The sequence below is a fragment of the Candidatus Protochlamydia naegleriophila genome (assembly GCF_001499655.1).
Classification (GTDB): domain Bacteria; phylum Chlamydiota; class Chlamydiia; order Chlamydiales; family Parachlamydiaceae; genus Protochlamydia; species Protochlamydia naegleriophila.
Genome location: NZ_LN879502.1, coordinates 2,079,775 through 2,103,025 on the forward strand (window position 1 = coordinate 2,079,775; position 23,251 = coordinate 2,103,025).

Genomic DNA, 23,251 nt, shown 5'->3' on the forward strand with positions numbered 1-23,251 from the left:
ATTTCATGAATCTTCTGCACACACTTCCTTACTCAAGTTTTCTGCATCAATCACCCATCCCCCACCTAAAGCCTTATAGAGGTTGACCAGTGTCAAAAAGACGTCGGCCTGGGCTTGAGCTAAAGCCAGTTGCGCTGCAAACAGCTTGCGCTCTGCATCGAGGACGCTCAGATAATCTGTTTGACCATTATCATACTGAAGTTGGGCCAGACGCAAATAATCTTTTAAAACCGCAACGCTATCTTTTTGGACAATGACAAGTTCTTTAGATTTCTGATGAGAAACCAGCGCATCATCTACCTCTTTAAAGGCATTTAAAATCGTTTGCTGGTAGTTATAGTAGGCAAAGGCCTTTTGAGCCTTGGCTAAGTCTACCGTACTCGAAATCCGCCCTCCTGTAAAAATGGGCTGTAAAAGATTAGCGGCATACTGCCAAGTTCTGGCAGGCGAAGTAAAGAGTTGATGCAACTCTAGACTTTCCGATCCATAGTTGCCTGTCAAACTAATATTGGGGAAGTACTCCGCTCTCGCTTCTCCAATGCGCGCATTGGCAGCAATCAGCGCTTGTTCGGCTTGTAAAATATCGGGACGCTGCTCAAGCAGATCGGAGGGTAAACCCGCAGGAACTTGTAAAGGTTCGGGCCATTGATCGATCGCCAATCCTCTTTCAATATCTCTTGGGCTATGACCAACTAAAATGCTAATTAAATTTTCCTGTAAAGGAATTAAGACCTCTAATCGAATTACCTCAGCTGCAGCTTCATCCACTTCGGATGCCGCTTGCTTAACCTCCAGTTCCGATGTAAGTCCTCCTTCAAAGCGCAAGACAGCAAGATCATAAGACTGCTTTCTAGACTCCGTGGTTTGCTTTGAGATCAACAGCTGTTGGTCGTATTGTCGAAGTTGAATGTAGCCCTCTGCAACCGCGCTTACAATTGATAAAATGAGCGCTCTTCTGGCTTCTACTTCTCCTAAAAGATCAGCAAGAGCCGCTTCCGAGGCGCTATAAACGCGCCCCCATAGATCTAATTCATAAGCAGCATCCAGAATTAGGCTATAGGTGTTGCTGTAGGGAGAAGGAGTTGGAAACAAGCTTGCCAAGTCGGGCAAGATTGGCTGTTGGCCGCTGCCAGCACTGCTACTTGTAGAACTCCCTCCATTGCCGCCGCCAAATCCAAGCAAGGCTGAGGGGGTACGCTGCCTGGAAGCCATTGCAGCCCCGTTAATTTGAGGATAAAATTGCGAACGCACAATGCCTAAACGGGCGCGAAATTCGGCTATGCGGGCAAGAGCCGCAAATAGATCTTTATTGTTTTCAAGAGCTTCTACAATGAGCGCATCTAAAACAGGATCTTTCATCTCTTCCCACCACCTAGCATTGATGGTAGTCGATGTGTCATCGCTCGGCGTACGCCATTCTTGCGGCATTTCCATGCATGGCTGACGATAGGGAGCATGGAGAACGCATGAGCTCAAAATGAGCGATAAGCAGCCTGCTAATCCTATTCTAGACATGTTCGCTCTTTGCTTGAGATTTCTTTTCATTGCGTTGATCAATGAGCTTGTACAGAAGAGGCACTAAGAACACTGCCAGGATAGTCGCTGCTATCATTCCGCCAAACACCCCTGTTCCAACCGAATGACGGCTGGCAGCTCCAGCTCCCGTACTGATGACTAAAGGAACAACACCCAAAATAAATGTTAGAGAAGTCATAAGAATCGCACGGAAACGAAGTTTTGCAGCTTCCATTGCAGCTTCAGCAACCGACATACCCTCTTCTCGTTTAATCACCGCAAACTCGACGATCAGAATCGCATTTTTAGCAGACAAAGCGATTAGAGTAACCAGGCCTACGTTAAAATACACATCATTGGAAATTCCTCTAAACCAGATGGCAACAAAGGCACCCATCAAACCGAAAGGAACTGCCAAAATGATGGCAAATGGAAGCGACCATCTCTCGTACAAGGCTGATAAAATGAGAAAGACCATTAAAACACCGATCAACAGCACGCCGCCGGAAGTCCCTCCCGTCGCCTTTTCTTGATAGGCCTCCCCGCTCCATGCATAAGTCATTGCTTCTGGGAGCGCCTCTTTAGCCACCTCTTCCATGGCTGCCATCGCTTGGCCAGAACTGAATCCTGGAGCTGCGCTGCCGATGATTTTAGCACTTGTAAAGCCATTAAAGCGGCTGACTAGATTCGCACCTTTAGTGTAATCAGTGCTTAAAAAGGCTTTCAGCGGAATCATTTCGTTATGAATCGAACGCACATACATGTCTCCTAAATTTTGGAGAGTTGCGCGATAATCAGGCTCTGCCTGCACGTTAACCTGGAAAACCCGTCCAAATTTATTGAAGTTATTGATGTAGAGCGAGCCTAAAAAAATCTGCAGCGTTTGAAAGACCTCACTGATTGTTACGCCTAGAGTCTCTGCTTTGTAACGGTCCAGATCGATATACAACTGCATGTTATTGGATTGAATCGACGTTGTCAGCCCCTGTAATTCGGGTCTTTGACGCGCCTTTTCAATAAATTCACGCGTCTTTGTCTCTAATGTCTGAATACCGCCATCCCCCCTGTTTTCAATCCAAAACTCGAATCCGCCCACTGTACCAAGGCCTTGAATAGCTGGCGGATTAAAGGTCATGATTTGTGCCTCTGGAATCATAGCATACTTTTTATTCAGAGAATCTAAAATGGCATCCGCTTGCAAAGAAGGAGCTTTGCGCTGATCCCTAATTTTTTAAGTAATAAAGTTAGTGCCGACTTGCAGACGATTAAGCGATTCCAGCATGCTGAATCCTGACAAGGAGACAACATCTTGAACACCTGGAACATCTAAAGCGATGGAGGTGAGTGTCTGATCCACTTCCTGCGTGCGCTCAAGACTGGAGGCATCTGGCATATTGACCAGTGTGATCAAATAGCCTTGATCTTCTTGCGGAATAAAGCTTGTCGGAGTGATGTGATTCAATGTCACAAGCACGGCGATGACAGATGCAAATAGCAAAAGACCGACCCAGGCATGATGCAGAATCCATTTAGCTATGTGCACATAACCATTTGTAAACCAATCAAACCCTTTATTAAACCAGATAGCAAAACGAGACGGGGTTGTATGCGGCTTTAAAATCAGAGCTGCAAGAGCCGGGCTCAACGTTAAAGCAACAAACCCTGAGATTACAACCGAGACAGAAATGGTAATGGCAAATTGCTTATAAAGCTGCCCTGCAATTCCGCCTAAAAAAGCCACGGGAATAAAGACTGCGCATAGAACGAATACAATTGCCACTACTGGCCCAGAGACCTCTTCCATAGCCTTATGAGCCGCTTCTTTTGGAGGCAGGAGAAGTTCGCGCATGTTTCGTTCCACATTTTCGATGACAACAATCGCATCATCGACAACGATACCAATCGCCAAAACCATTCCAAACAGCGTTAGCGTATTTAAAGAAAATCCAAGTACATACATCCCTGCAAACGTTCCAACGATAGAAACAATCATTGCAATGATAGGCACAAGTGTCGCTCTCAGATTTTGTAAAAAGATTAAAACGACTAGCGAAACTAAAACAGCCGCCTCGAAAATGGTCATTGTCACTTCGTGAATGGACGCTGTGATAAAGTCTGTTGTATCATAGGGAATGGAATATTCGAGTCCCTCAGGAAAGCTTTTTGAAAGATGCTTCATCGTATTTTTGACTTCTTCTGCCACATCCAAAGCATTGGCTCCAAATTGCTGATAAATCGCAATCATGGCAGTCGTCTTGTTATTGAGCGAACCGTCTACATCATAGCTTGCCGCCCCCAGCTCTACCCGCCCTACATCTTTAATTTGAACAAAAGACCCATCCGTATTGGCCCTCAAAATGATATTTTCAAACTGTTCTGGATTACTTAGCCTTCCAAGTCCTGTCATAGGCACAGTCAATTGAGTTGCCGAAGTTGTTGGCGGATAACCGAGCAAGCCAGCAGTAAAGTTGTTATTTTGGGCTTGAACGGCTTTGACAACATCATGAGTCGTTAATCCAAGTTGAGCTAAACGATCGGGCCTCAGCCAAATCCTCATGGAGTAGTCGCGTGCATTGATAATTGTCGCGTTACTAATGCCCGGTAAGCGCAAAATTTCATCAACTACGTTAATAGTCGCATAGTTACTCACAAAAATATTGTCATAGCGTTCATCGGGTGATTGAATGGCAACGAGCAATAAAATATTTGGGGTCTGCTTTTTAATTGTCACACCAGTCCGCTGCACCTCTTCCGGGAGCTGAGGCAAAGCCATATTGACTCTGTTTTGAACGTTGACTTGAGCCATATCAATGTTGCTGCCAATTTCAAAAAAAATGCTGAGGGCAATATCGCCGTTAGAGGAGTTTTGAGAATACATGTAAATCATGTCTTCTACTCCATTGACCTGCTGTTCAATGGGAGCAGCAACGCTTGCAGCAACCGTTGAGGCATCCGCACCGGCATAGGAGGCACTCACCTGAATTTGAGGCGGCGTGATGTTTGGATATTGCTCGATGGGAAGCGATTTTAATGCAAATAGCCCGGCAAGGGTAATGATAATTGAAAGGACGAAAGCAAAAATGGGGCGATCGATAAAAAAGTGAGAAATCATGAGGCAGTTCCCACTAAAGGATCTTTCTTGATGACGACTTTAGCGCCCGGTCGGAGTTTATTTACTCCTTCAACAATGACTCTATCGCCAGGCTTTAGCCCTGCATCAATCACCCAATTATCTTGTTCCCAAGCACCAGGCTCTATAGGCTGCATGACAGCCTCATTCTCGTCATTGACAATGAAGACAAACATTCCCTTTTGACTTTGCAAAACGGCTTTTTGCGGTACGACAATCGCATCTGGCCTAACGGCTCCTAGCAGCCTGACGCGCACAAACTGCCCCGGCCGTAAAATGCTGTGCCGATTGGGAAGCACCGCCCGGATCATCATTGTACCAGTCTTTTGATCGTAGGTTGGCGATGCAAAATTAACCCTGCCGGCCTCTGGAAAGACTGTTTGATCGGCCAAAACGACTTGCACTGTAAAATCATCATTTGGAGGAAACTTCAGCCTTCCTTGTGCAATCGATTTCTGGCTTTTTAAAATAGCTCCTTCAGACACGCTAAAATTAATCCAGATAGGATCGATGACAGATAGCGTCGCCATTTTATCTTGGCTAGGAGAAATGAGAGCGCCTTCTCGATAATTGGCTTGCCCTGCCTGCCCACCAACTGGAGCATAAATGCTGGTATAGCCTAAATTAAGTTCAGCTTCAGTCACTTGAGCCTTAGCTGCTTGAACATCGGCTTCTGAGGCAAGTTGATGAGAGACTGCATTGTCGAGATCTCTCAAACTAGCTGCCTTTTGCTCATAAAGAGGCCGATAACGCTCCACGGCACGCTTTGCATCCCATAAAATCGCCTCCTCTCGAGCGAGTTGTGCATGAGCTCTGTCAAGCGCGGCCTCAAAAGGGCGGGGATCGATTTGAAATAAAAGGTCCCCTTTTTGGACAAATGTCCCTTCGGTGTAGGCGATTTTATCCAAATAGCCTTCGATTCGGGCGCGAATCTCAACGACATGGGAGCTTTGAGCCACTCCGACAAATTCGTAAACAGCCGGCACAGTTTGCGGTTGTACCTCTTTAATCGAAACCTCTGTCGGTGGAATGTGCGGTGTCTTGGCTGCCTCTTTTTCGCAAGCGACAAGCCATAAACTAGCAGTTAATATCCCATAAAAGAAATTGCCTTTTCCAATCATCGTGACTCTCTATAAGCGGTTCAACTTCGGGTTTAGACGGCAAAGATTCCTTGCTTTTGTAAGGGAAAGAGTGAACAAAGTCAACGGATTTTAAATTATTTTATTTAGATCTCTTCTAATTTTATCATCAAAAATAGCCTTGATAGATTTAAAAATATGACTTAAAAAGGCTCTTCAGCTGTTTTTGTGGAATTGAGATAATGGCAGGCAGATACACGAGGGCGGATATGGGAAGATGGTCAAGAAACAAATCAGCCAAAGGATTGGTAATAGTCACCAATCATTTGTTGGATCACTCATACTAGCTGTTTTTATATGATTCACACTTGGGTGCTCGAGAGGCTTATTCTGATGTATTTCCGATAAAATAGCACTCGCTAAAATATACAGGCTCAATGGAAACATCAAGTAACCAAACATTTTTCGCAAACGAGGCTGAGGAATTTTTCTCGCTAAAAGGCCGCCTGCCAGGCTTCCAACTATGCCGATTGCAGAAAAAATCGCAATAACCGCCCAGCTAACCTGCATGTCCGACTGCTGAAGCGACAGAAACTGTTTAACAAAACCTGTAAATGAATTCATAGCAATGATGGTCAAACTTGTTCCGATTGCTAAATACATAGGAAGATTGACAAGCAAGACGAGCGCTGGAACGATAATAAAACCGCCGCCCACGCCAATGCAGCCGGTTAGACTTCCTATTAGAAACCCTTCCAGCATGATCAACCAGATGGGATGTTGGACATGGCTTGTCGACTCAATCCACTTTCTATCTTTGACCATCATCGCCGCCGCGACGATCATGACTGTACCAAATAAAATAAGCTGAGTGCGGCCGCTCAGATAGTGGGCGATGCAAGCACCGGCATAAGATCCTAAAACGCCAGATAAGCCGAATATTAAAACTGTTTTCCAATGGATTTGCCCTCGAACAGCATAAGGGATGGCTCCAGCCAAGGCAACCGACCCCACAATAGCCAAAGATTCCGCCACCGCAAGCTTGTCAGGCCGCTGCATAACAAATACCAGAATCGGAACGGTTAAAATCGATCCCCCCGATCCCAATAAGCCTAAGCTTAATCCTATTGCAAGCGCGCCACAAAGTGCAAATATCATTGACCCTCATCAACTAAAAACTAATGTTTAAATACTTTTAAACTGATTTTAAGCAGCCTATACCACAAGTCTAAATTGTTGGAATCATTGATCATTGATGGACGGATGCAAAAAGTCCTGCACTTCGACAAAGGATGCTTGTATCTATTTGTGATTGTGATGCAAAGGCTAAAAAAAGTCATGTCTTTCCCAATTGATCGATCACAGCCATCTCATTTTAACCGTATGAATCAATTAATAGCCTTGATACAATCACATTTCACTCCTGCTTAATGGTTAAGGTTTTCACACATGTCAAGAGAAAAAATTATTCTACCTGAACTAGATGATGACCTATTGGCCGAGTGTGAAATTCAAACTTTTCGGTCAAGCGGAAGCGGCGGGCAACATGTAAATGTGACTGATAGCGCGGTTCGTTTGATTCACTTGCCAACGGGTCTTGTAGTTGTCAGTCAAAGCCAGCGGCGTCAGTATTTAAACAAGCAAGAGTGTTTGAGCAAGTTAAGGCAATTAGTCGATAAGCTCAATTATCGAAAACCCAAACGGATTCCCACCAAGCCCTCAAAATCGGTAAAAAGAGGCAATGCCGAAAAGAAAATCAAGCATTCACAAAAAAAGAGTCTGCGCAAGCCTCCCCGGCTCGATTGATTGCCTTGTCTTCAATGCAGCGTGCACAAATAGCTAGCATTTGGGAAACATTTATTTTATAATTGCATGCAAATACCCAAAAAGATCTATGGCCTCCAATTTTTCCATTTTTCCGAATTTAGCTTCAATTGCCTCCCCTTTTAAAGGCATTTTACTTGACGCCTATGGAGTTTTTTGGGCTGGCGGTACTACGGGGGTCTATCCAGGAGCCAAAGAAGCCATGGAGCAGCTCATCAGCGAAGGGAAAATTGTCGGCATCCTTTCCAATTCAACTCAACGGGTCGAAAAGGAAAAGGCCAAATTCCGTTTTCACGGCCTTTTTGAAGGAGAGCACTATCACTTTTTAATTACATCGGGAGAAGTCGCCACGCAAATGTTTCGCGAGGAGCAGCTTCCCTTTAAAACGCCTCATAAAAAGTACTGGCTTCACGATCGCCCCCATCCCAACTATTCATCGCCTCACCTCCTTTTTAGTGAAACAGCCTACTCAGAAGCGAAGAAGATCGAAGAAGCCGATTTCATTTACGTAACAATTCCCCATCTGAATGGAGAAGATCAAATTGACCCCCTCGTCTTTCAAGACACAATTTTGCACTTAAAGCGATCAGGTCTTCCTATGGTCTGCGCCAATCCCGACCGCTTTGCCCATGAAGGCGCCCCCCCTCGGCCTGTTGTGCGTCAAGGAAGTATTGCAGCGCTTTATGAAGAAGCGGGAGGCGAAGTGTGTTATATTGGAAAGCCCTCTCCTCCTGTTTATCGAAGAGCCCTTGCCCGCTTTCATGAGTTAGGTATAGGCGCAGCCACAGATATTTTGATGGTAGGAGACACACCAGAGACAGACAGCCGAGGCGCACATGGAGTGGGAATGCCCTGTGCACTTGTGACTCAAACAGGAATCTTGTCGGAAAGAATCAAGCAGAGCGGGATCGAAAAAGCAATAGAGCAATTTGAACCAGACGACTACCCAAACTTTTTCATTGAGCGGCTGGCCAATCATGACCTTTGAACTACACTCAAACTTAAGGAGCAAGGCTCCTATCACCATCCTTCCTTTGTGCCAAGTCCTCTTAGAAGACAACCTCCATTACCCATGGCTCATTGTAGTTCCGCAGCGCCCACACATCTCTCGTTTGATGGATCTAAACGCGCTCGATCAAATGCAACTCATCAAAGAGCTCGACTGTGCGCAAAAAATTCTATGGGAGATGTTTTTCCCTTCCCAACTCAATGTCGCTGCCATCGGCAATAAGACTCCTCAACTACATGTCCACGTCATAGCCCGCTTTCAAACAGATCCTGCCTGGCCTGGCACTGTTTGGGACCATCCTGCCCGCACCCCTTATGCAGCTTTTCAAAAAGAAGAGCTGATTGGAAAGCTAAAAGAACAATTCGATCTAATCAGCTTCTGATTCATTCCTTTACCAACGCTTTATCAGGCATTCTATTTGGTCTAAACATGTTATGCGCAATCAGTCGCTCTCCGAGCTTTTTATTTTTAATTCCTTTATCGTTTACTTTAGTCTAGGGCGTCGCCAAATTGCCACCTATGAAAGTCGGATTGTTTATGTTTTTCTCTCGATCCATTTTTAAAATTATAGTCTTTCCCCTCTTAGCCTTAGCCCTGCTCAATGGAGAGCTCACGGCAAGGTGGACTCCGGTTGACATGATGCACCTTAAAATGATTAGGGAGGTCCAACTGTCCCCGGACAAACAAACAGCGCTTGTTGTTGTTTCAGAAGCAAGCATCAATGCAGAACAAGACGCATACGTCTCGCGCATTTATCAGATTAACGTAAACAACCGCAAAGCAGAGGCCTTGACTGCGCCTAATTGCCAATCCATGCAGCCTCGCTGGTCTCCAGACGGCTCTTCGATAGCTTATTTGTCTGACTACTCAGGCATCAAGACCCTCTATCTACTGCGTCGCCCCCACGCTTTTGCTCTAGCATTAGATCTAAAAAAAGATATTCAAACATTTCGATGGTCTCCAGATGGCCGCTACATCGCCTTTGTCGCGACAGACAAGAAAAATGTTCAAACACCCCCTCCAAAAAGCTCAGCCTTTGACTACGAAGAAGACCTAGCCGTCAATCGACTCTGGATTATCGATCTCCTCAGCGAGCGGCCTATCTCAAAAGCTTTGACGAATGATACTTATTCTGTAAGGGGTTGTGGCGATTTCGGAACGATTAATGAAGAATTTGACTGGTCTCCCGATAGCCGATCGATCATTTTTGCCTATTCTCCCTCTTGCAAGTTTGACGATTTTTATGTCGAAAGCCATTTAGCACGAGTTGATGTCGTCACACAGGCTGTTACCCAACTTAAGAAGCATGCCCGACATGAATCTCTGCCCCGATTTTCGCCCGATGGCAAGTGGATCGCTCTTCTAGCATCCGAGCCGGGCCATCTTTATGCATTCAACCGCTATGCAGCCATTCGCTCGGCGGATGATCAAGAAGAGCGCCGGCTTGCCCCAACTACAAATGAAGGCCCTTTTTTAGCAGGGCCTAATCTATTGGGATGGAGCCTTGACTGCCAATCAATCTGGCTCATTGAGCCAGTAGGAACAAGCTTTCAACTCGTCCGTTTAGGCATTGATGGTAAGCAGGTTGATAGTCTATCTTCTGATTTAATGATTAAAGATCCCTCCCTCAGCTCCGATGGAAAAACCATCGCGTTCACTGGTCAGACAACGAATAAGCCACCAGAAGCTTATATTGCAACTCTTCCAAAGCTTCAACCCGTTCAACTCTCTCAGTTTAATCAACCCTTTTTAAATTATCCTTCGATCCATACAGAGAGCATTCATTGGCAATCCAATGATGGAAAAAGCATTGAAGGGCTGCTGACATATCCAAGCAACTATCAAAAGGGAAAACGATACCCCCTACTTTTAGTCGTTCATGGCGGACCCATGGCATTTTTTGATCAAACGTATCTAGGCATGCCTTATCCCTATCCTCTGGCTTCACTTGCCGAAGCTGGATTTATCATTTTACGCCCCAATCCACGAGGATCTTGCGGCTACGGCAAAGCTTTTCGTTGTCTTAATTACGGCGATTGGGGTGGAAAAGATTTTGAAGATCTCATGACAGGCGTCGATGCCGTCATTGAAAGAGGAATGGGCGATCCGGAACGGCTCGGCATCATGGGATGGAGCTATGGAGGCTACATGACAGCCTGGGCCATTACACAGACCAATCGTTTTAAAGCCGCATCGATCGGAGCCGGCCTTAGCAACCTCGCAAGCATGTCTGGTACGACAGATTTACATCGCTTTCTACAAGACTATCTAGGCCCTTTTTGGGAACAACCAGCCCTTTATCAGCAACGCTCTCCAATTTATCACGTCAAAAAAGTCGAAACTCCCTGCTTGATTCAGCATGGCCTGAGCGATAGGAGAGTTCCTGTAGCTCAAGCTATCGAGTATTACCATGCCTTAAAGACCGAACATAAACCCTCTAAGCTCATCCTCTATCCACGCATGGGACATCACTTCACCGAACCTTCGCAACAGATTGATCTGATGGAAAGAAATTTAGAGTGGTTTACAAGCCACTTACTAAATTAAGGCGTTAGAGCACGAGTCGTAATGGTCACCTGGCCATCCTCATCGACCAAAACCGAATTTTCGGCTTGAGCAACAAGGCCTCCTTTTTCTTCGATCAAAGGGCCATAACCGGCAATAGATCCGGATTTGAGCAGTTCTGCGAGCCCCAATTCGACCTGCAAAAGCGGCGTCTTACCGTCTAGTAAATCATGCGTTGCAAAAGGAAGGCCATTAAATGTTCTGATCTTAGTTAACAGTAAGCGAGCCGTCTCCGACCGGGGTGGACGAGTGGAAAGCAAAGAAAAAATGGCTGCCCTCCCCTCTTCATAGATCAGTCCAGAACCATCCGTCGCAAAGGGTTCGATGGCAAATGTCATTCCCGGCTTAATGACTCCCTTGGAATAGTCGTCATAATTGGGAATGGTTGGCGACGTGTGAATTTTATAAGGGCCCAATCCATGCCCGGATAAGTTCTTAATGGATCGAAAGCCATGTGATTTAATCGTCTCTTCAATCACACGGCCAATTTCTCTGATGGGCAGGCCTACTTTAACAATTTGTTCGGCTTGCAGAAGCGCTGCCTCGGCTGCGTCGACTAACTTCTGATGCTTGCCAGATAGATCGATCGTGACAGCACAATCACCAATAGCACCTTGATAGCACACGCCAACGTCGAGTTTGACCACCTGATCAGAAAACACGATATCTTCATTGGGCCGCAATAAGAAGTGGGCGGCCACTTCATTTAAAGCTATTTGGGGCGGAAATGCAGGGATAGCCCCTAATTCAAAAATCTTATGCCTAATCTTGTGCAATACCTCGGAATAGGACGCACCAGCCTTAATTAATGCTTTTCCAAATGATCGAACCTGGCCCGCAAGCTCTCCGGCCCGGATAAAATTTTGCTTATAACTCTTATTCATCTTTTATTCTCAAATCAATTTACTTTAGATATAAAACTTAGTTTATCACACTTTTAAACGACTAAACTTTATTGGAATATTTTCTAGTGCTCATGAAACGCTAATGGAGAGAAAGTGATTCTGCCATTTATGCATGAATCGTTTAAGGTGCGGATCAGATTGAGCATAGGGAATATGTTCCGACTTAAACCAGGCTATTTTTTCAAATTCTTCCCTATCATAATTAAACTCCATCCCTTTTTTGCTTTTCAAGACATACCAAAGAGAAATGTCGGTGTGGCTCTCTAGAGAACCTACCGTCTCTGTAACGGTCAAAAAAAGGGGGTCTCGAATGAAGAAATTGGCAGCAATGCCCAACTCTTCCATGACTTCTCTTTCAACGGCGGCTGCGGGATGCTCGTCTGGTTCCACATGGCCGCCTGGCGGAAGCCAAAGCATTGCATTCTTATGGTCGACGAGTAAAAACTCATCTATTTCGGGATCAACGATCACAAAATAGGAAACTAAATGAATGGGCGGATAGGCCGGTTTGGCTAGACGAAAGAGACCCGCACCAGAGTCGATCCATTGGATGGTGAAGTCGATGTGCTCTCTTTCTTGACGATCAAAAGGATGAAGGGCTAAGACAAGGTTGCGAATAGTCGAGCGATTAGAGGTTTCAGACATGAGCGACTCTTGCAATTCATGGTTTATATCAATGATTCAACCACCCATTATGCAAGAAACGGCCTGAAAAATGAAATGGAAATAGCCGGAAAGAGCATATCTCCTTTACTTAACTCTTCCAACATCGATTGTCGCAATCGATGTTGGAAGAGCCGTTTATCTTTTAGATAATCGGAGATCCCATGCGGGCGTCAGACAGAAATTGTTTGACGTGGTCATGTCCTCGGTATTCTGGAGTCAAGTCAAGATTGACAATGAATTGCGGGATGACCTCTTCGGATATTTTATTCCGAGCAAGCTGCATTCTCGTTATTGTGCCGTTTTGATCGAATTCGGCAATAACCTTGCTTGGGTCTTGTGGATCGGGAGAAAAAGAACAGGTCCTTCCATTTGCAGCGGTTAAGTGCCAGCTTCGATTAGAGTCTAAGGCATGGTTTGGAATAAAAATGGAGTGGGTGCCATCAAAAGAGATCCAGCTATAATCGCTTTCTGAAACTTCTCTTCCTTGGCGATTATGGTAAATGACCACCTGATTCCAAGGTGTACAATGCTCTCCCGGGATATCGACAAACCGATGATTGGTGCGTGCACCTCCGATTGCATCTCGCATCTGCTTTGTTTCTTCGGCAGTCATTAATGAATCGTCGGTGGCCTGCATAATGCAAACCTGCCCCTTAATTTTTGACAGGCGATTTTTTACATTGTAGTTGGGCGCAACCAGCCGAACGGCGGCTGAAATAAGCGGTAAAAGGCATGTCTTAATCACCTGTCTTAACTTGCTCTGTTCTTCCTCTCGGTAGATGTATTTTCTGAGGAATTTTTCTACTTCCTCGTCGAGCATTTCTTTCAAGATGTTCCAGAATTCGGCATACGTTTGATTCAAGAAAAGGTTCATCCAAGGATGCTGCTCAACCAAATGAGCGGCAACTCCACCACTTAAGCAAAGAGCCCATGCGGCAATTTTTGCATCTGGAATTCCTGGAGAGCGGTGTTTGATAAATTGATAGGCCGCTTCTAAATCACAATAGTTACCCTGTACACTCGGCTCTCCCTCACTGCCGCCATATCCTCTCAAATTCAGCATCATGAGATCGCAGCCATTCATTAAAAGGCTAAGCGCTTCAGCCTTATGCATTTCATAAACACCTGCGTTGCCTGAACTTAAAATAGCAACTCCATTGTTTTTGATTTTCCAGTTATGAGAATTGCGCGGTTCCCTCGCTGAAATATCATCCACTCGAGTCCAGTGATATGCAGCTCCAACTTTTTTTAATACCCCTGCACGCACAAGCTCTTCAGCCTTGTCTTGATCGATATAATACGTTGCGCGAGAGAAATGACCTGCTCCATTTGGAATTTTAAGGCTGACATATCCATCAGGATTATGTCTAAGAGCTGGTAAAGTCGAAAAGGCTGGAACTGGCATTTTCTCGCCTTTGATGCAAATCTCCTGTTTGCGCCCGCCCCATTGCTGAATGCGCTGCCATTCATCATCAGAGGTTGGAATGGGAGCATAAGCAGACGCAAGAGGCTCCCTTGCAAATACATAGGCTTGCAGATTTGAATCAAAATTGAGTGCTTGTCTCCGAGACCAATTCTGCAACTCCTCTTTACTGACAATCACATATTTGCCATGTATTCCGTCATATAAAAGGCCATAGCCAGAACCTGGCTTATGCAAGCTGGCAAGAAGCCCCAATTGATAGAGCTTAGCAATTAGACATTGATTGACTTGCTCATTGTCTGGATCAAGCGAAATTCCAGAAAAAGTTCCATTTTCAAATCCGAAAGAGACTTTTTGCCCATTTTGAGCATTTAAGGCCAATTTAAATTCATTGCACGACAGGTAAGTTGCATCTAATTTGACCCCATCAGAGGTCTTGAGCTGAATTCTTTCACCGCCAATTGCAGCAAAAAGCTCTCTTGTTTCTTCAGCCTTTCTTTCTAGCTGCTGTACAGCCTGCACACGCGCATTGTTATTCACTTGATTCTGAAGCTGCGCCATCTCATCAGCCAGGATATCTTGAACATGATTGCGGCGATCCTGAGTATCGGCCTGCTCCATTTCCCTTTGATACCAGTTATTGTATTTTGCTATATATTCTTGTTCGACGATCTGCTTGATATCTGCATTCTTAACTTTTTCTGACCAACCCCGATACACCTCTTTCCGGATGAAATCTGCAAAGCGTTTCGTCACAAGACTACATAGATAATTGAAAGGGGCAATGAGATTTTTTGCCAAAGAAGAATGAGTCGCTTGGGCATTAAAAACGGTTTTAATCATCCCATACTGAAACACCATTTCCACTTTCTCTTCAAGAAGAGATAAATCGCTGCTTTGAAAAAAACCATTTTGATTTTGCTTAATGGTCTCAATCGATTGTTTGATGGCTGCCAACGCTTGCCGATCTCTTACAGGATTCCATGGCCGACCTAAAAAGGCCTGATCCAAAATGCGTATGGCAATCTGAACAGAGCGATGCGCTCGAGCCGCATCAAAACGAGTATCACCACTATAGCGAGCAACTGCTTGCAAATGATGTGCTGTATTACCTAAACGATTTAAATTCATCTGATCCTTTGCGTTCTAAAAGGTTTTGCCTAAACTTCCTTTCTAATTTATTCCTAATAAAATAACTTAAATTTATTAATGATTTATAAAAAAATGGTTAACACATTATAATATCCAGCAAATTCAAAATAATTTTAATCTATTTTATTTACATTATATTATAACATATGCAAATTTTAAAATAAAAAATTTAAATCCATTTTGCTTGCAGGCGGTGCTTGGAGGAATTGTCATGCCTTTCTACATTTACGATCGGTCAAAGAAGGGCTCCGTTTAAGCAGGCTATAATGAGTAAAAAATACAGATGGTAAGAAAAGAGAGAAGTGAAATGAAGGCTTGGTCATTCTTGTAATAAGGAGCCTCCCTACCAAGACATAGATTACTTCCAGTAGAAGGCAAGTAGAAGAATGATAACGCTCCTCCTCTGACAGCAGAGGAGGAGAGTCCCATCTACGGATTTGAGCGTGGACGGGCAGTCAGTGCCAATATGACCCATGACCATCCCGACAAAATCATATCAATTCCCACAAACATTCCAATGATCCACAGACCCGATACAGGCCAGTCTGCATAAATCATCAGGCCCAAAATAAAGGTGACTAGTCCATTGAAAAAGACCCACCCCCACTGCTCGAAGCGGAGTATGGCTGAAGTAAGCATGCGGAATAAACCACCGATCAAAAGAAAGGCTGCGATCAATAAAGTCAGCCCCGTCGCACTTGCGATGGGTTTAGCCACGCAAAAAAAACCGACAACGATGTATAATATTCCAGCTAAGAGAGCCAGAAATAGCCCACTCCACTTTCTGGCTAAAAAGCTTTGCGCAATTTGCGCCGCACCCGAGATGATTAACAAAATCCCCAACAAAAAAACTGAAAACATCGTTGTGAAAACGTTAAAAGTCACGGCAATAACACCTAAAACGATCAATAAAAGGCCAATGGCAAAGAAAGATCCCCAATTATTGCGTACTTCGGCAATATCCCGAATGTAGGGAGTCATGATCTTTTCTTCATGTTGATTTTCCACAAATTCCTCCGTGTAATTTTTCTTTAACAAAGGCAAACACTCTCACAATTAAAATATTTCCTATAATCCCACAAGTAAAATAAACGCCTTTCTCCTCATTACAACTCACAAAAGCTTCCTATTTTTTGGCGGGTGACAGTCAGATTTGGATTGGCAGTTGACTTGAAAAGGTCGATGGCGGGAGGAAGGTGCTCTGCTTTAAATGACTAGTTGTTTAGGCTTTGAACAAAAAATTCATAGACAAAAACAAAAATGCTCTATATAATTAATCCCAGCCATAAATTAAGGAGTTTAGGCGATGTCAAGCAACATCATGAAGCGCAATGTCAACCCATCTTATTCGAATGCTTGTTCATTTGTCTCTCTATTCCTTCTTCTTTCCCTTCTTAGCCTCTAAGGCTAATTTCTTTCTTTTGTTCACATTACTCATTTTTCTTGAATAGTTGTTAATTGACCAATCGAGATGCTTTATCTGATTGGAAATCGATTCATTATCACTATCAAAAAAAATGATAACTCTAAGTCATTTTTAACAGGCGGATTACAATTATGTCGAATTCACGTATCACAGCATGGACGATCTGGATCATAGCTTCGGTCTTCTATGCCTACCAATACATATTGAGGGTCATGCCCAACATCATGTTGGATGACATCATGCAACAATTTCATATTGGAGCAGCGGCGCTAGGGCAATTTTCTGGTATTTATTATATAGGCTACTCATTGATGCACTTGCCTCTCGGGATTATGCTGGATCGCTACGGCCCCAAAAAAATCATGGCAGGCTGTATCGTCTTGACAGTCATTGGATTGCTGCCGCTAATTTTTGCCGACCATTGGATTTATCCCATTGCCGGACGGGCCTTGATTGGAATGGGATCGTCGGCAGCCATTTTAGGTCTGTTTAAAATCATTCGCATGAGCTTTAGCGAAGAAAAATTTCCACGCATGCTCAGCATCTCAGTCATGATTGGTTTGATTGGTGCCATTTATGGTGGCGGCCCCGTAAGCTATATGCGTGAAGCATTTGGCTATCAAGCAGTCGTTCAATTATTTGCTGTCTGCGGCATCATTCTCGCTGCAATCACCTATTGGATTATTCCGAGCACAACGAGCACTCAGCAAACGACCATGCTTGGCGACATCAAAGAGGTTCTTAGCAATGGTCGTGTCATTTGGTCCTGCATTTTTGCCGGCTTGATGGTGGGTCCTTTAGAAGGATTTGCCGATGTATGGGGACGCTCCTTTTTAAAAGAGGTATATGGCTTCGATGGCACATTGGCAGCAAGTCTTCCCTCTATGATTTTTATCGGCATGTGCTTTGGTGCACCGGTTTTAAGTTTAATTGCCGAAAAGACAGGGAGCTATTTAGCAACCATCATCGGAGCTGGAATTGTCATGACTATCAGCTTCTCGGCTTTACTCATTTGGCACCTCGCTACCGGAGCAATCAGTGTAAGCTTTGTTCTAGTGGGCATTTGCAGCGCTTATCAAATTTTGGCCATTTACAAAGCCTCTACTTATGTTCCAGAACATGTTGCAGGTTTAACAACGGCCGTTGCCAACATGATCATCATGATCTTTGGATATGCCTTTCATGCGACCATGGGTGGAGTCATCAATGCTATGGGAGGGCCTAGTGCGTCGTCTGCCTTAGTTTATGGAATTGCTGTCATCCCTGTAGCACTTGCTATCGGAGCGGCTGGATTTTTCATCCTATTTGCCAAAGAGAAAGTGCAATCAGGAAAAACATCGGCAATCCCGGCTTCTCGCTGATCTCGTTTATTCGACTAAAGACCCCAGCAGCTTTTCAGCTTTTGGGGTCTTACAATTTTTCAACTCAATCCTTGACAGGTGTCTCCAATAAAGGTAAAAGTAGTCGCTCGAATTCTATCTCTTTAAAACCCAGCTTGCCTTCATAGGCAGCAAACTTGGTTTATTAAAGGCTCCTTGTTCGGACTCCCTGTATTATATTGCCAGCTCATTGGCCCGGCGGAAGCTCGGATAGATCTTAGCTCCCTATGATTAGCGCAAGAAGTGCGAACAGAAGCTTTTGACAAGATATTATTAAAGTGCCAAGATGCGTATCTAAGATTTTCAGTTTGAGAGGATAAGTGAAAGCATTTTTCAAGAATTTATTCAAAAAGCAAGAAACCCATCCACAACTTTCTTGTCCATTATGCCAAACGCACCACAACCATTTTAATCCCCTTCCCTCTTTTTACCTTGATAGCTTAAAGGAAGCGGGTTTCAAGCATGGATTAGATAAATTTGAAACATTAGAACTCAATCATTATTCCTGCCCGACTTGCGGCTCAACCGATCGAGACCGCCTCTATTCCCTTTATCTGCAAGGGCGCCAGCAATCAAACCCGGTCTCCAAGAAACTGACCATGCTCGATATTGCTCCATCGACGCCCCTCTCAAATTGGATCAGAAAACAAGGGCATTATCAATACCGCACCTGCGATCTATTCATGCCAAATGTCGATGATAAGATCGATATTACCGATATGAAGGAATACTCCGATGGATCCTTTGACTGCCTCATTTGTTCTCACGTTTTAGAGCATGTATCTGATGATCAAAAAGCCATGCGTGAGCTGTACCGCATTTTAGCTCCCAAAGGATGGGGCATCCTCATGGTTCCCATCTCACTCGTTGCCGAACAAATTGAGGAAAACTGCAATATTGCCTCGCCAAAAGAAAGAATACGCCATTTTGCGCAGGATGATCATGTACGCCTCTATTCTAAAAATGGATTTAAAGAAAGATTGATCCAAGCAGGTTTTTCTGTCAGCGCTCATACAATTGTTCATTTCGAAGATTACGCATTTAGAAAGCATGGAATTGATTCAAAAAGCGTGCTTTACATCGCTCACAAACCTTAAAGCCTTCCCATTAGGTACTCAACATGCAAACAGACATTTCACCTTGTCAACAGATAACAAGTTTTAAAGAACCTATTTACGTCACCCGCCCTCTCCTTCCCGATTTAGATGCCGTTCATGCAGAATTAGAAGAGGTATGGGACAATAAGATTTTGACAAATGGCGGTCCCAAACATCAAGAGCTCGAAAAAAAAATCAACGACCTTTTAAAGGTTCCCAATACCTGTTTATTCAACAATGGAACAATTGCCCTCATTACGGCATGCCAAGCTTTACGCCTGTCGGGAGAAGTCATTACGACTCCTTTTACGTTTCCAGCTACGCCTCATATTCTTGCTTGGAATGGCCTAACACCTGTTTTTTGCGATATCGATCCAGTCACCATGAATATCGACCCCAAAAAAATTGAATCCCTCATCACATCCAAGACGTCGGCCATTTTAGGCGTACACGTTTATGGGACCCCATGTGCAGTCGAAGAAATTCAAGAAATAGCCAATAGACACGGCTTAAAAGTCATCTACGATGCAGCTCATGCATTTGGAATGGAGTGGAACGGTAAAGGGATTGGAACTTTTGGCGATATTACCATGTTCAGCTTCCACGCCACTAAACTCTTTCATACCGTTGAAGGCGGCTGCGTCACCTTTAATGATCCTTATCTTAAGCCACGCATCGAGCTCTTAAAAAACTTCGGAATCAAAAATGAAAATGAAGTGATCTTGCCTGGAATCAATGGAAAACTGAATGAATTACAAGCCGTAATCGGATTGATTAATTTGAATGCGGTTGAAGAAGAGAAACAGAAAAGAACGCAGATTATCAATACTTATCGCGAAGAATTGTCAGACATCAAAGGCATCTTAGTTCCACAAGAAGACCCAAGAGTGAAATCCAGCTGCCAGTACTTTGTAATCCGCATTGGAAGTGAATTTGGTATCACTCGCGACGAACTACACCAAAAGTTGAAAGAGTACAACGTTATTACGAGAAAGTACTTCTACCCTCTCTGTAGCGACTATACCTGCTACAAAGCGCTTCCATCTTCTGCACCGTCAAATCTTCCAGTGGCAAACCAAATCGTTCACGAAGTGCTTGCCCTTCCGCTTTATGGCCAGCTTCAGCTAGACGATGTCAGAAAAATTTGTGCGCTCATCCGCTCGTTAAAAGGCAATTGATTTATGGTAAAGCTAAGCGTTGCCATGCCAAGCTATAACCATGGCAATTTTATTGGTAAAGCCATCGAAAGTGTCTTAACACAAAAGGAATGCGACTTAGAGTTGGTGGTCGTAGATGATTGCTCAAGCGACCACTCCATTGAAGAAATTCGCAAATTCAAAGATCCGCGCCTAAAGCTGCATCTTTCTGAAAAAAACCAGGGAGCTTGCCGAACGCTTAGTAAAGCCATCGAACTCGGTACAGGTGACTATGTGGCGATTCTCAATTCCGATGATTGCTTTCTGCCAGGGAAATTAAAGAAGCAGATTGAATTCCTCGATAAAAACCCATCTATTCATGCCCTCTTTGGGCTGCCCCAATTCATCGATTCAAATGGCCGGTGCATCGAGCAACAGAAAAGCAACTTTTGCAAAGAAGCCTTCCAACAGCCCAACAAGAGTCGTCATGAATGGCTCCGCCATTTTTTTTATCATGGCAATGCTCTTTGCCATCCAACTGTCATGATTAGACGCAGCTGTTATCAACAGTTGGGATATTACAATCCTTGTTTTGCACAGCTTCCCGACTTTGACTTTTGGGTAAGGGTCGCGCTTCATTATAACATCCACATTTTAATGGAAGAGCTGATCCAGTTTCGCATTTTGGATGACGGCGGCAATGCAAGCGCTGCCAAGATTGAGCACTATTGGCAGAACCAATGGGAGATGACTCAAATTTTGCGCCGGTTCAATACCATCCCTAACCTGGAAGAGTATTGCAAAGTATTTCCAGAGGATAAGGCTCTTTATGGCGCTTTTCCCGCAAGTGAAAGCCCTTTTATCATCCCCTACGCCATAGCGATGAAGGCCTTAAATAGCACTCTCATCCATCCCATTCATCAACCAGCTTATCAATCTTTTGCACTGCAAACGCTCTTCGACCTTTTGCAAAATCCGGACTCCTCGCAATGCATGCAAAAAAGATTCGACTTTTCGCCGGTCAAATTTAATCGCCTCACCAAGCAGTGTGAAATCTTTAATGCTAGGGAAAAATGGGACTCAGCCTTTCCAGAGCGCTTTCCACCAGCTAAAAAAGCCTTCTTCCAGTTTAAACAAAACATTAAAAAGCTCTTGCTAAAAGTTGGAATCAAACGATGAATTACTCCACAGAAGAACTCGAAGAAATGTTGGGAGGCATTGGATCCAATGTAAAAATCCACCGCACGGCTCTTTTCTTCAATCCCAAACAAATCTTTATCGGCTCCAATGTACGCATCGACTGCTACAGCGTGCTGAGTGCGGGTGCTGCTGGAATCCACATCGGCAACTACATCCACATCGCAGCAAGCACCCATTTATTTGGCGGCGGCGGACAAATACTGCTAGAAGACTTTTGCAATCTCTCTTCCCGCGTATCCCTCTTTACTTCTACTGATGACTACGTTGAGGGATATATGACAAATCCTATGGTGCCTGAACAGTATAAAAAAGTGGAACATGGCCCCATTACGCTTCGCAAGCATGCAATCGTTGGATGTGGATCGATCGTTTTACCACACGTGGAAATAGGACTCGGAGGCGCCGTCGGCGCCTTATCATTGATTAAAAAAAATGTCCCCGCATTTACAATTGTGGGGGGCATTCCAGCCAAAAAGCTCGGTGAGCGCGACCAAAAGCTGCTCGAATTAGAAACGCAGCTTAAATCGCTCTAAGGAATGAGAGGCTATAGTAGAGGCGTTAACGCCTCTACTATAGCCTCTATCAAGATTAAAATGATGGCAATGAACTTCTCAACGTGGAATAGGAGAGGGATTTCTTTCTGCAAAGTCTCTTTGATGCCAGTATGGATAAACCGGTTCGCGAGCACTGACTGCATCGAGTCTTGCCACTTGCTCCTTCGTCAAATTCCAGCCAATAGCACCAAAGTTTTGTTTGAGCTGCTCTTCGTTGCGTGCTCCTATGACGATGTTAGCCACCGTTGGACGCTGTAAAATCCAATTCAATGCAACTTGAGGAACCGTTTTACCCGTTTCTTTGGCAATTTCATCGAGACAGTCAACCACATCAAATAAGTACTCATCGTCGACGATCGGCCCACCAACTGTGCCTCCGGCTTTTAGTCGCCCCTCTGGCAATTTCTCACCGCGCCGGATTTTCCCTGTTAGCCTGCCCCAACCAAGCGGGCTCCATGCCATCAATGCAACTCCTTGATCTACTCCAAGCGGCATCAACTCTTCTTCATAGTCCCGCCCTATTAATGAATAATAGCCTTGATAAACGACATACCGGGATAAGCCATATTTTTCGGAGGTTGCAAGCGACTTCATCACATGCCAACCTGAAAAGTTGGAGCAGCCGATGTAGCGAATCTTTCCGCTTTGGACAAGATGATCGAGTGCGCTTAAAGTCTCTTCTACCGGCGTTAAGGCATCGAATCCGTGCATGAAGTAGATGTCGATGTGATCGGTACCAAGCCTTTTGAGGCTGGCTTCACAAGATTCAATAATGTGAAAGCGAGAAGAGCCTTTATCATTAGGCCCTTCTCCCATGCTAAAGGTCGACTTCGTAGAAATGAGAGCTTTATCACGCTTCCCTTTTAGCGCTTTCCCTAAAATTTCTTCGGATGAACCCATCGAATAGATATCGGCCGTATCAAAAAGATTAACTCCAAAATCTAAGCAGATATCAATCAGTTTCGTTGCCTCGCCAACATCAGTATCGCCCCAGCGCTTAAAGAATTCATTGGATCCGCCAAAGGTAGCCGTTCCATAACTTAAAACCGGAACCTTGAGACCTGACCGCCCTAACTGTCGATATTCCATCCTACACTCCTTGTTTTCAGTTTCGCCCATAAAACTGGCTTAGCCGGTAGGCAACACCAATTAAAATATTCATTTTACAAAGATCCTCCTCTTTGTCAATGC

17 protein-coding genes and 1 pseudogene are annotated in these 23,251 nt (G+C 44.4%); 9 read left to right on the top strand and 9 right to left on the bottom strand.

Going from position 1 to position 23,251, the window contains the following annotated elements:
• Positions 1–3 precede the first annotated feature (3 nt).
• The 4 genes and pseudogenes from PNK_RS08735 to PNK_RS08750 form a co-directional block, all read right to left on the bottom strand.
• The gene (locus PNK_RS08735) at positions 4–1,515 is read right to left on the bottom strand and encodes an efflux transporter outer membrane subunit (protein ID WP_158021769.1); all 1,512 of its coding nucleotides are present in this window, start codon (positions 1,513–1,515) and stop codon (positions 4–6) included.
• A pseudogene (locus PNK_RS08740) lies at positions 1,508–4,627 on the bottom strand (efflux RND transporter permease subunit). The gene PNK_RS08735 and the pseudogene PNK_RS08740 overlap by 8 nt, the downstream one beginning before the upstream one ends.
• Positions 4,624–5,766 carry an efflux RND transporter periplasmic adaptor subunit gene (locus PNK_RS08745; RefSeq protein WP_032124071.1) on the bottom strand — a complete coding sequence of 381 codons (1,143 nt, stop codon included), beginning with the start codon at positions 5,764–5,766 and terminating at the stop codon, positions 4,624–4,626. Before PNK_RS08745 ends, PNK_RS08740 begins: the two are co-directional and overlap by 4 nt.
• Positions 5,767–6,039: 273 nt before the next feature.
• Complete coding sequence (locus tag PNK_RS08750) at positions 6,040–6,882, bottom strand: sulfite exporter TauE/SafE family protein (RefSeq protein ID WP_079992884.1); 843 nt, start codon at positions 6,880–6,882, stop codon at positions 6,040–6,042.
• Between the two features lie 291 nt (positions 6,883–7,173).
• Here PNK_RS08750 and PNK_RS08755 point away from each other — a divergent pair, with 291 nt between their 5' ends.
• The 4 genes from PNK_RS08755 to PNK_RS08770 all read left to right on the top strand — a co-directional run bounded on the left by PNK_RS08755 (position 7,174) and on the right by PNK_RS08770 (position 11,104).
• Complete coding sequence (locus PNK_RS08755) at positions 7,174–7,530, top strand: peptide chain release factor family protein (RefSeq protein ID WP_032124070.1); 357 nt, start codon at positions 7,174–7,176, stop codon at positions 7,528–7,530.
• 88 nt (positions 7,531–7,618) lie between these two features.
• The gene (locus PNK_RS08760; RefSeq protein ID WP_059061536.1) at positions 7,619–8,536 is read left to right on the top strand and encodes a TIGR01459 family HAD-type hydrolase; all 918 of its coding nucleotides are present in this window, start codon (positions 7,619–7,621) and stop codon (positions 8,534–8,536) included.
• Entirely contained in the window at positions 8,526–8,939 is a 414-nt protein-coding gene (locus tag PNK_RS08765) for an HIT domain-containing protein (protein WP_059061538.1), read from the top strand. Before PNK_RS08760 ends, PNK_RS08765 begins: the two co-directional genes overlap by 11 nt.
• Before the next feature lie 155 nt (positions 8,940–9,094).
• A complete protein-coding gene (locus PNK_RS08770) occupies positions 9,095–11,104 on the top strand; it encodes a S9 family peptidase (protein ID WP_059061540.1) in 2,010 nt (669 codons plus the stop codon).
• On the opposite strand, the gene map is transcribed toward PNK_RS08770, so the two are convergent.
• From map to PNK_RS08790, 4 genes are all read right to left on the bottom strand, one after another.
• Positions 11,101–12,006 carry a type II methionyl aminopeptidase gene (gene map / locus PNK_RS08775; RefSeq protein WP_059061542.1) on the bottom strand — a complete coding sequence of 302 codons (906 nt, stop codon included), beginning with the start codon at positions 12,004–12,006 and terminating at the stop codon, positions 11,101–11,103. The genes PNK_RS08770 and map overlap by 4 nt on opposite strands.
• A gap of 90 nt (positions 12,007–12,096) precedes the next feature.
• Positions 12,097–12,672, bottom strand: coding sequence for an NUDIX hydrolase (locus PNK_RS08780; RefSeq protein ID WP_032124065.1), 576 nt, complete (start codon positions 12,670–12,672; stop codon positions 12,097–12,099).
• 163 nt (positions 12,673–12,835) lie between these two features.
• Positions 12,836–15,247 (bottom strand): alpha/beta hydrolase, encoded by a 2,412-nt coding sequence (locus PNK_RS08785; protein WP_059061544.1) that lies wholly within the window; start codon positions 15,245–15,247, stop codon positions 12,836–12,838.
• 450 nt (positions 15,248–15,697) lie between these two features.
• The gene (locus PNK_RS08790) at positions 15,698–16,276 is read right to left on the bottom strand and encodes an HdeD family acid-resistance protein (protein WP_231909240.1); all 579 of its coding nucleotides are present in this window, start codon (positions 16,274–16,276) and stop codon (positions 15,698–15,700) included.
• Positions 16,277–16,825: 549 nt separating this feature from the next.
• On the opposite strand from PNK_RS08790, the gene PNK_RS08795 reads away from it, so the two are divergent.
• The 5 genes from PNK_RS08795 to PNK_RS08815 all read left to right on the top strand — a co-directional run bounded on the left by PNK_RS08795 (position 16,826) and on the right by PNK_RS08815 (position 22,039).
• The gene (locus tag PNK_RS08795; protein WP_059061546.1) at positions 16,826–18,055 is read left to right on the top strand and encodes an MFS transporter; all 1,230 of its coding nucleotides are present in this window, start codon (positions 16,826–16,828) and stop codon (positions 18,053–18,055) included.
• A gap of 338 nt (positions 18,056–18,393) precedes the next feature.
• Positions 18,394–19,170: a class I SAM-dependent methyltransferase gene (locus PNK_RS08800; RefSeq protein WP_079992886.1), complete on the top strand. Its 777-nt coding sequence runs from the start codon at positions 18,394–18,396 to the stop codon at positions 19,168–19,170.
• Positions 19,171–19,193: 23 nt separating this feature from the next.
• Complete coding sequence (locus tag PNK_RS08805) at positions 19,194–20,348, top strand: DegT/DnrJ/EryC1/StrS family aminotransferase (RefSeq protein ID WP_059061547.1); 1,155 nt, start codon at positions 19,194–19,196, stop codon at positions 20,346–20,348.
• A 3-nt stretch (positions 20,349–20,351) separates the two neighbouring features.
• Positions 20,352–21,485 (top strand): glycosyltransferase, encoded by a 1,134-nt coding sequence (locus PNK_RS08810; protein ID WP_059061549.1) that lies wholly within the window; start codon positions 20,352–20,354, stop codon positions 21,483–21,485.
• Entirely contained in the window at positions 21,482–22,039 is a 558-nt protein-coding gene (locus PNK_RS08815; RefSeq protein WP_059061552.1) for an acyltransferase, read from the top strand. The genes PNK_RS08810 and PNK_RS08815 overlap by 4 nt, the downstream gene beginning before the upstream one ends.
• Before the next feature lie 78 nt (positions 22,040–22,117).
• Here the strand turns inward: PNK_RS08815 and PNK_RS08820 are convergent, their stop codons facing one another.
• On the bottom strand, positions 22,118–23,149 hold the full coding sequence (locus tag PNK_RS08820; protein ID WP_059061554.1) for an aldo/keto reductase: 1,032 nt from the start codon (positions 23,147–23,149) through the stop codon (positions 22,118–22,120).
• Positions 23,150–23,251 lie beyond the last annotated feature (102 nt).

Bases quoted from the DNA above. Each gene is read 5' to 3' on its own strand.
- PNK_RS08735 (WP_158021769.1), bottom strand. From the start codon at position 1,515: ATGTCTAGAATAGGATTAGCAGGCTGCTTATCGCTCATTTTGAGCTCA.
- PNK_RS08745 (WP_032124071.1), bottom strand. From the start codon at position 5,766: ATGATTGGAAAAGGCAATTTCTTTTATGGGATATTAACTGCTAGTTTA.
- PNK_RS08750 (WP_079992884.1), bottom strand. From the start codon at position 6,882: ATGATATTTGCACTTTGTGGCGCGCTTGCAATAGGATTAAGCTTAGGC.
- PNK_RS08755 (WP_032124070.1), top strand. From the start codon at position 7,174: ATGTCAAGAGAAAAAATTATTCTACCTGAACTAGATGATGACCTATTG.
- PNK_RS08760 (WP_059061536.1), top strand. From the start codon at position 7,619: ATGGCCTCCAATTTTTCCATTTTTCCGAATTTAGCTTCAATTGCCTCC.
- PNK_RS08765 (WP_059061538.1), top strand. From the start codon at position 8,526: ATGACCTTTGAACTACACTCAAACTTAAGGAGCAAGGCTCCTATCACC.
- PNK_RS08770 (WP_059061540.1), top strand. From the start codon at position 9,095: ATGTTTTTCTCTCGATCCATTTTTAAAATTATAGTCTTTCCCCTCTTA.
- map (WP_059061542.1), bottom strand. From the start codon at position 12,006: ATGAATAAGAGTTATAAGCAAAATTTTATCCGGGCCGGAGAGCTTGCG.
- PNK_RS08780 (WP_032124065.1), bottom strand. From the start codon at position 12,672: ATGTCTGAAACCTCTAATCGCTCGACTATTCGCAACCTTGTCTTAGCC.
- PNK_RS08785 (WP_059061544.1), bottom strand. From the start codon at position 15,247: ATGAATTTAAATCGTTTAGGTAATACAGCACATCATTTGCAAGCAGTT.
- PNK_RS08795 (WP_059061546.1), top strand. From the start codon at position 16,826: ATGTCGAATTCACGTATCACAGCATGGACGATCTGGATCATAGCTTCG.
- PNK_RS08805 (WP_059061547.1), top strand. From the start codon at position 19,194: ATGCAAACAGACATTTCACCTTGTCAACAGATAACAAGTTTTAAAGAA.
- PNK_RS08810 (WP_059061549.1), top strand. From the start codon at position 20,352: ATGGTAAAGCTAAGCGTTGCCATGCCAAGCTATAACCATGGCAATTTT.
- PNK_RS08815 (WP_059061552.1), top strand. From the start codon at position 21,482: ATGAATTACTCCACAGAAGAACTCGAAGAAATGTTGGGAGGCATTGGA.
- PNK_RS08820 (WP_059061554.1), bottom strand. From the start codon at position 23,149: ATGGAATATCGACAGTTAGGGCGGTCAGGTCTCAAGGTTCCGGTTTTA.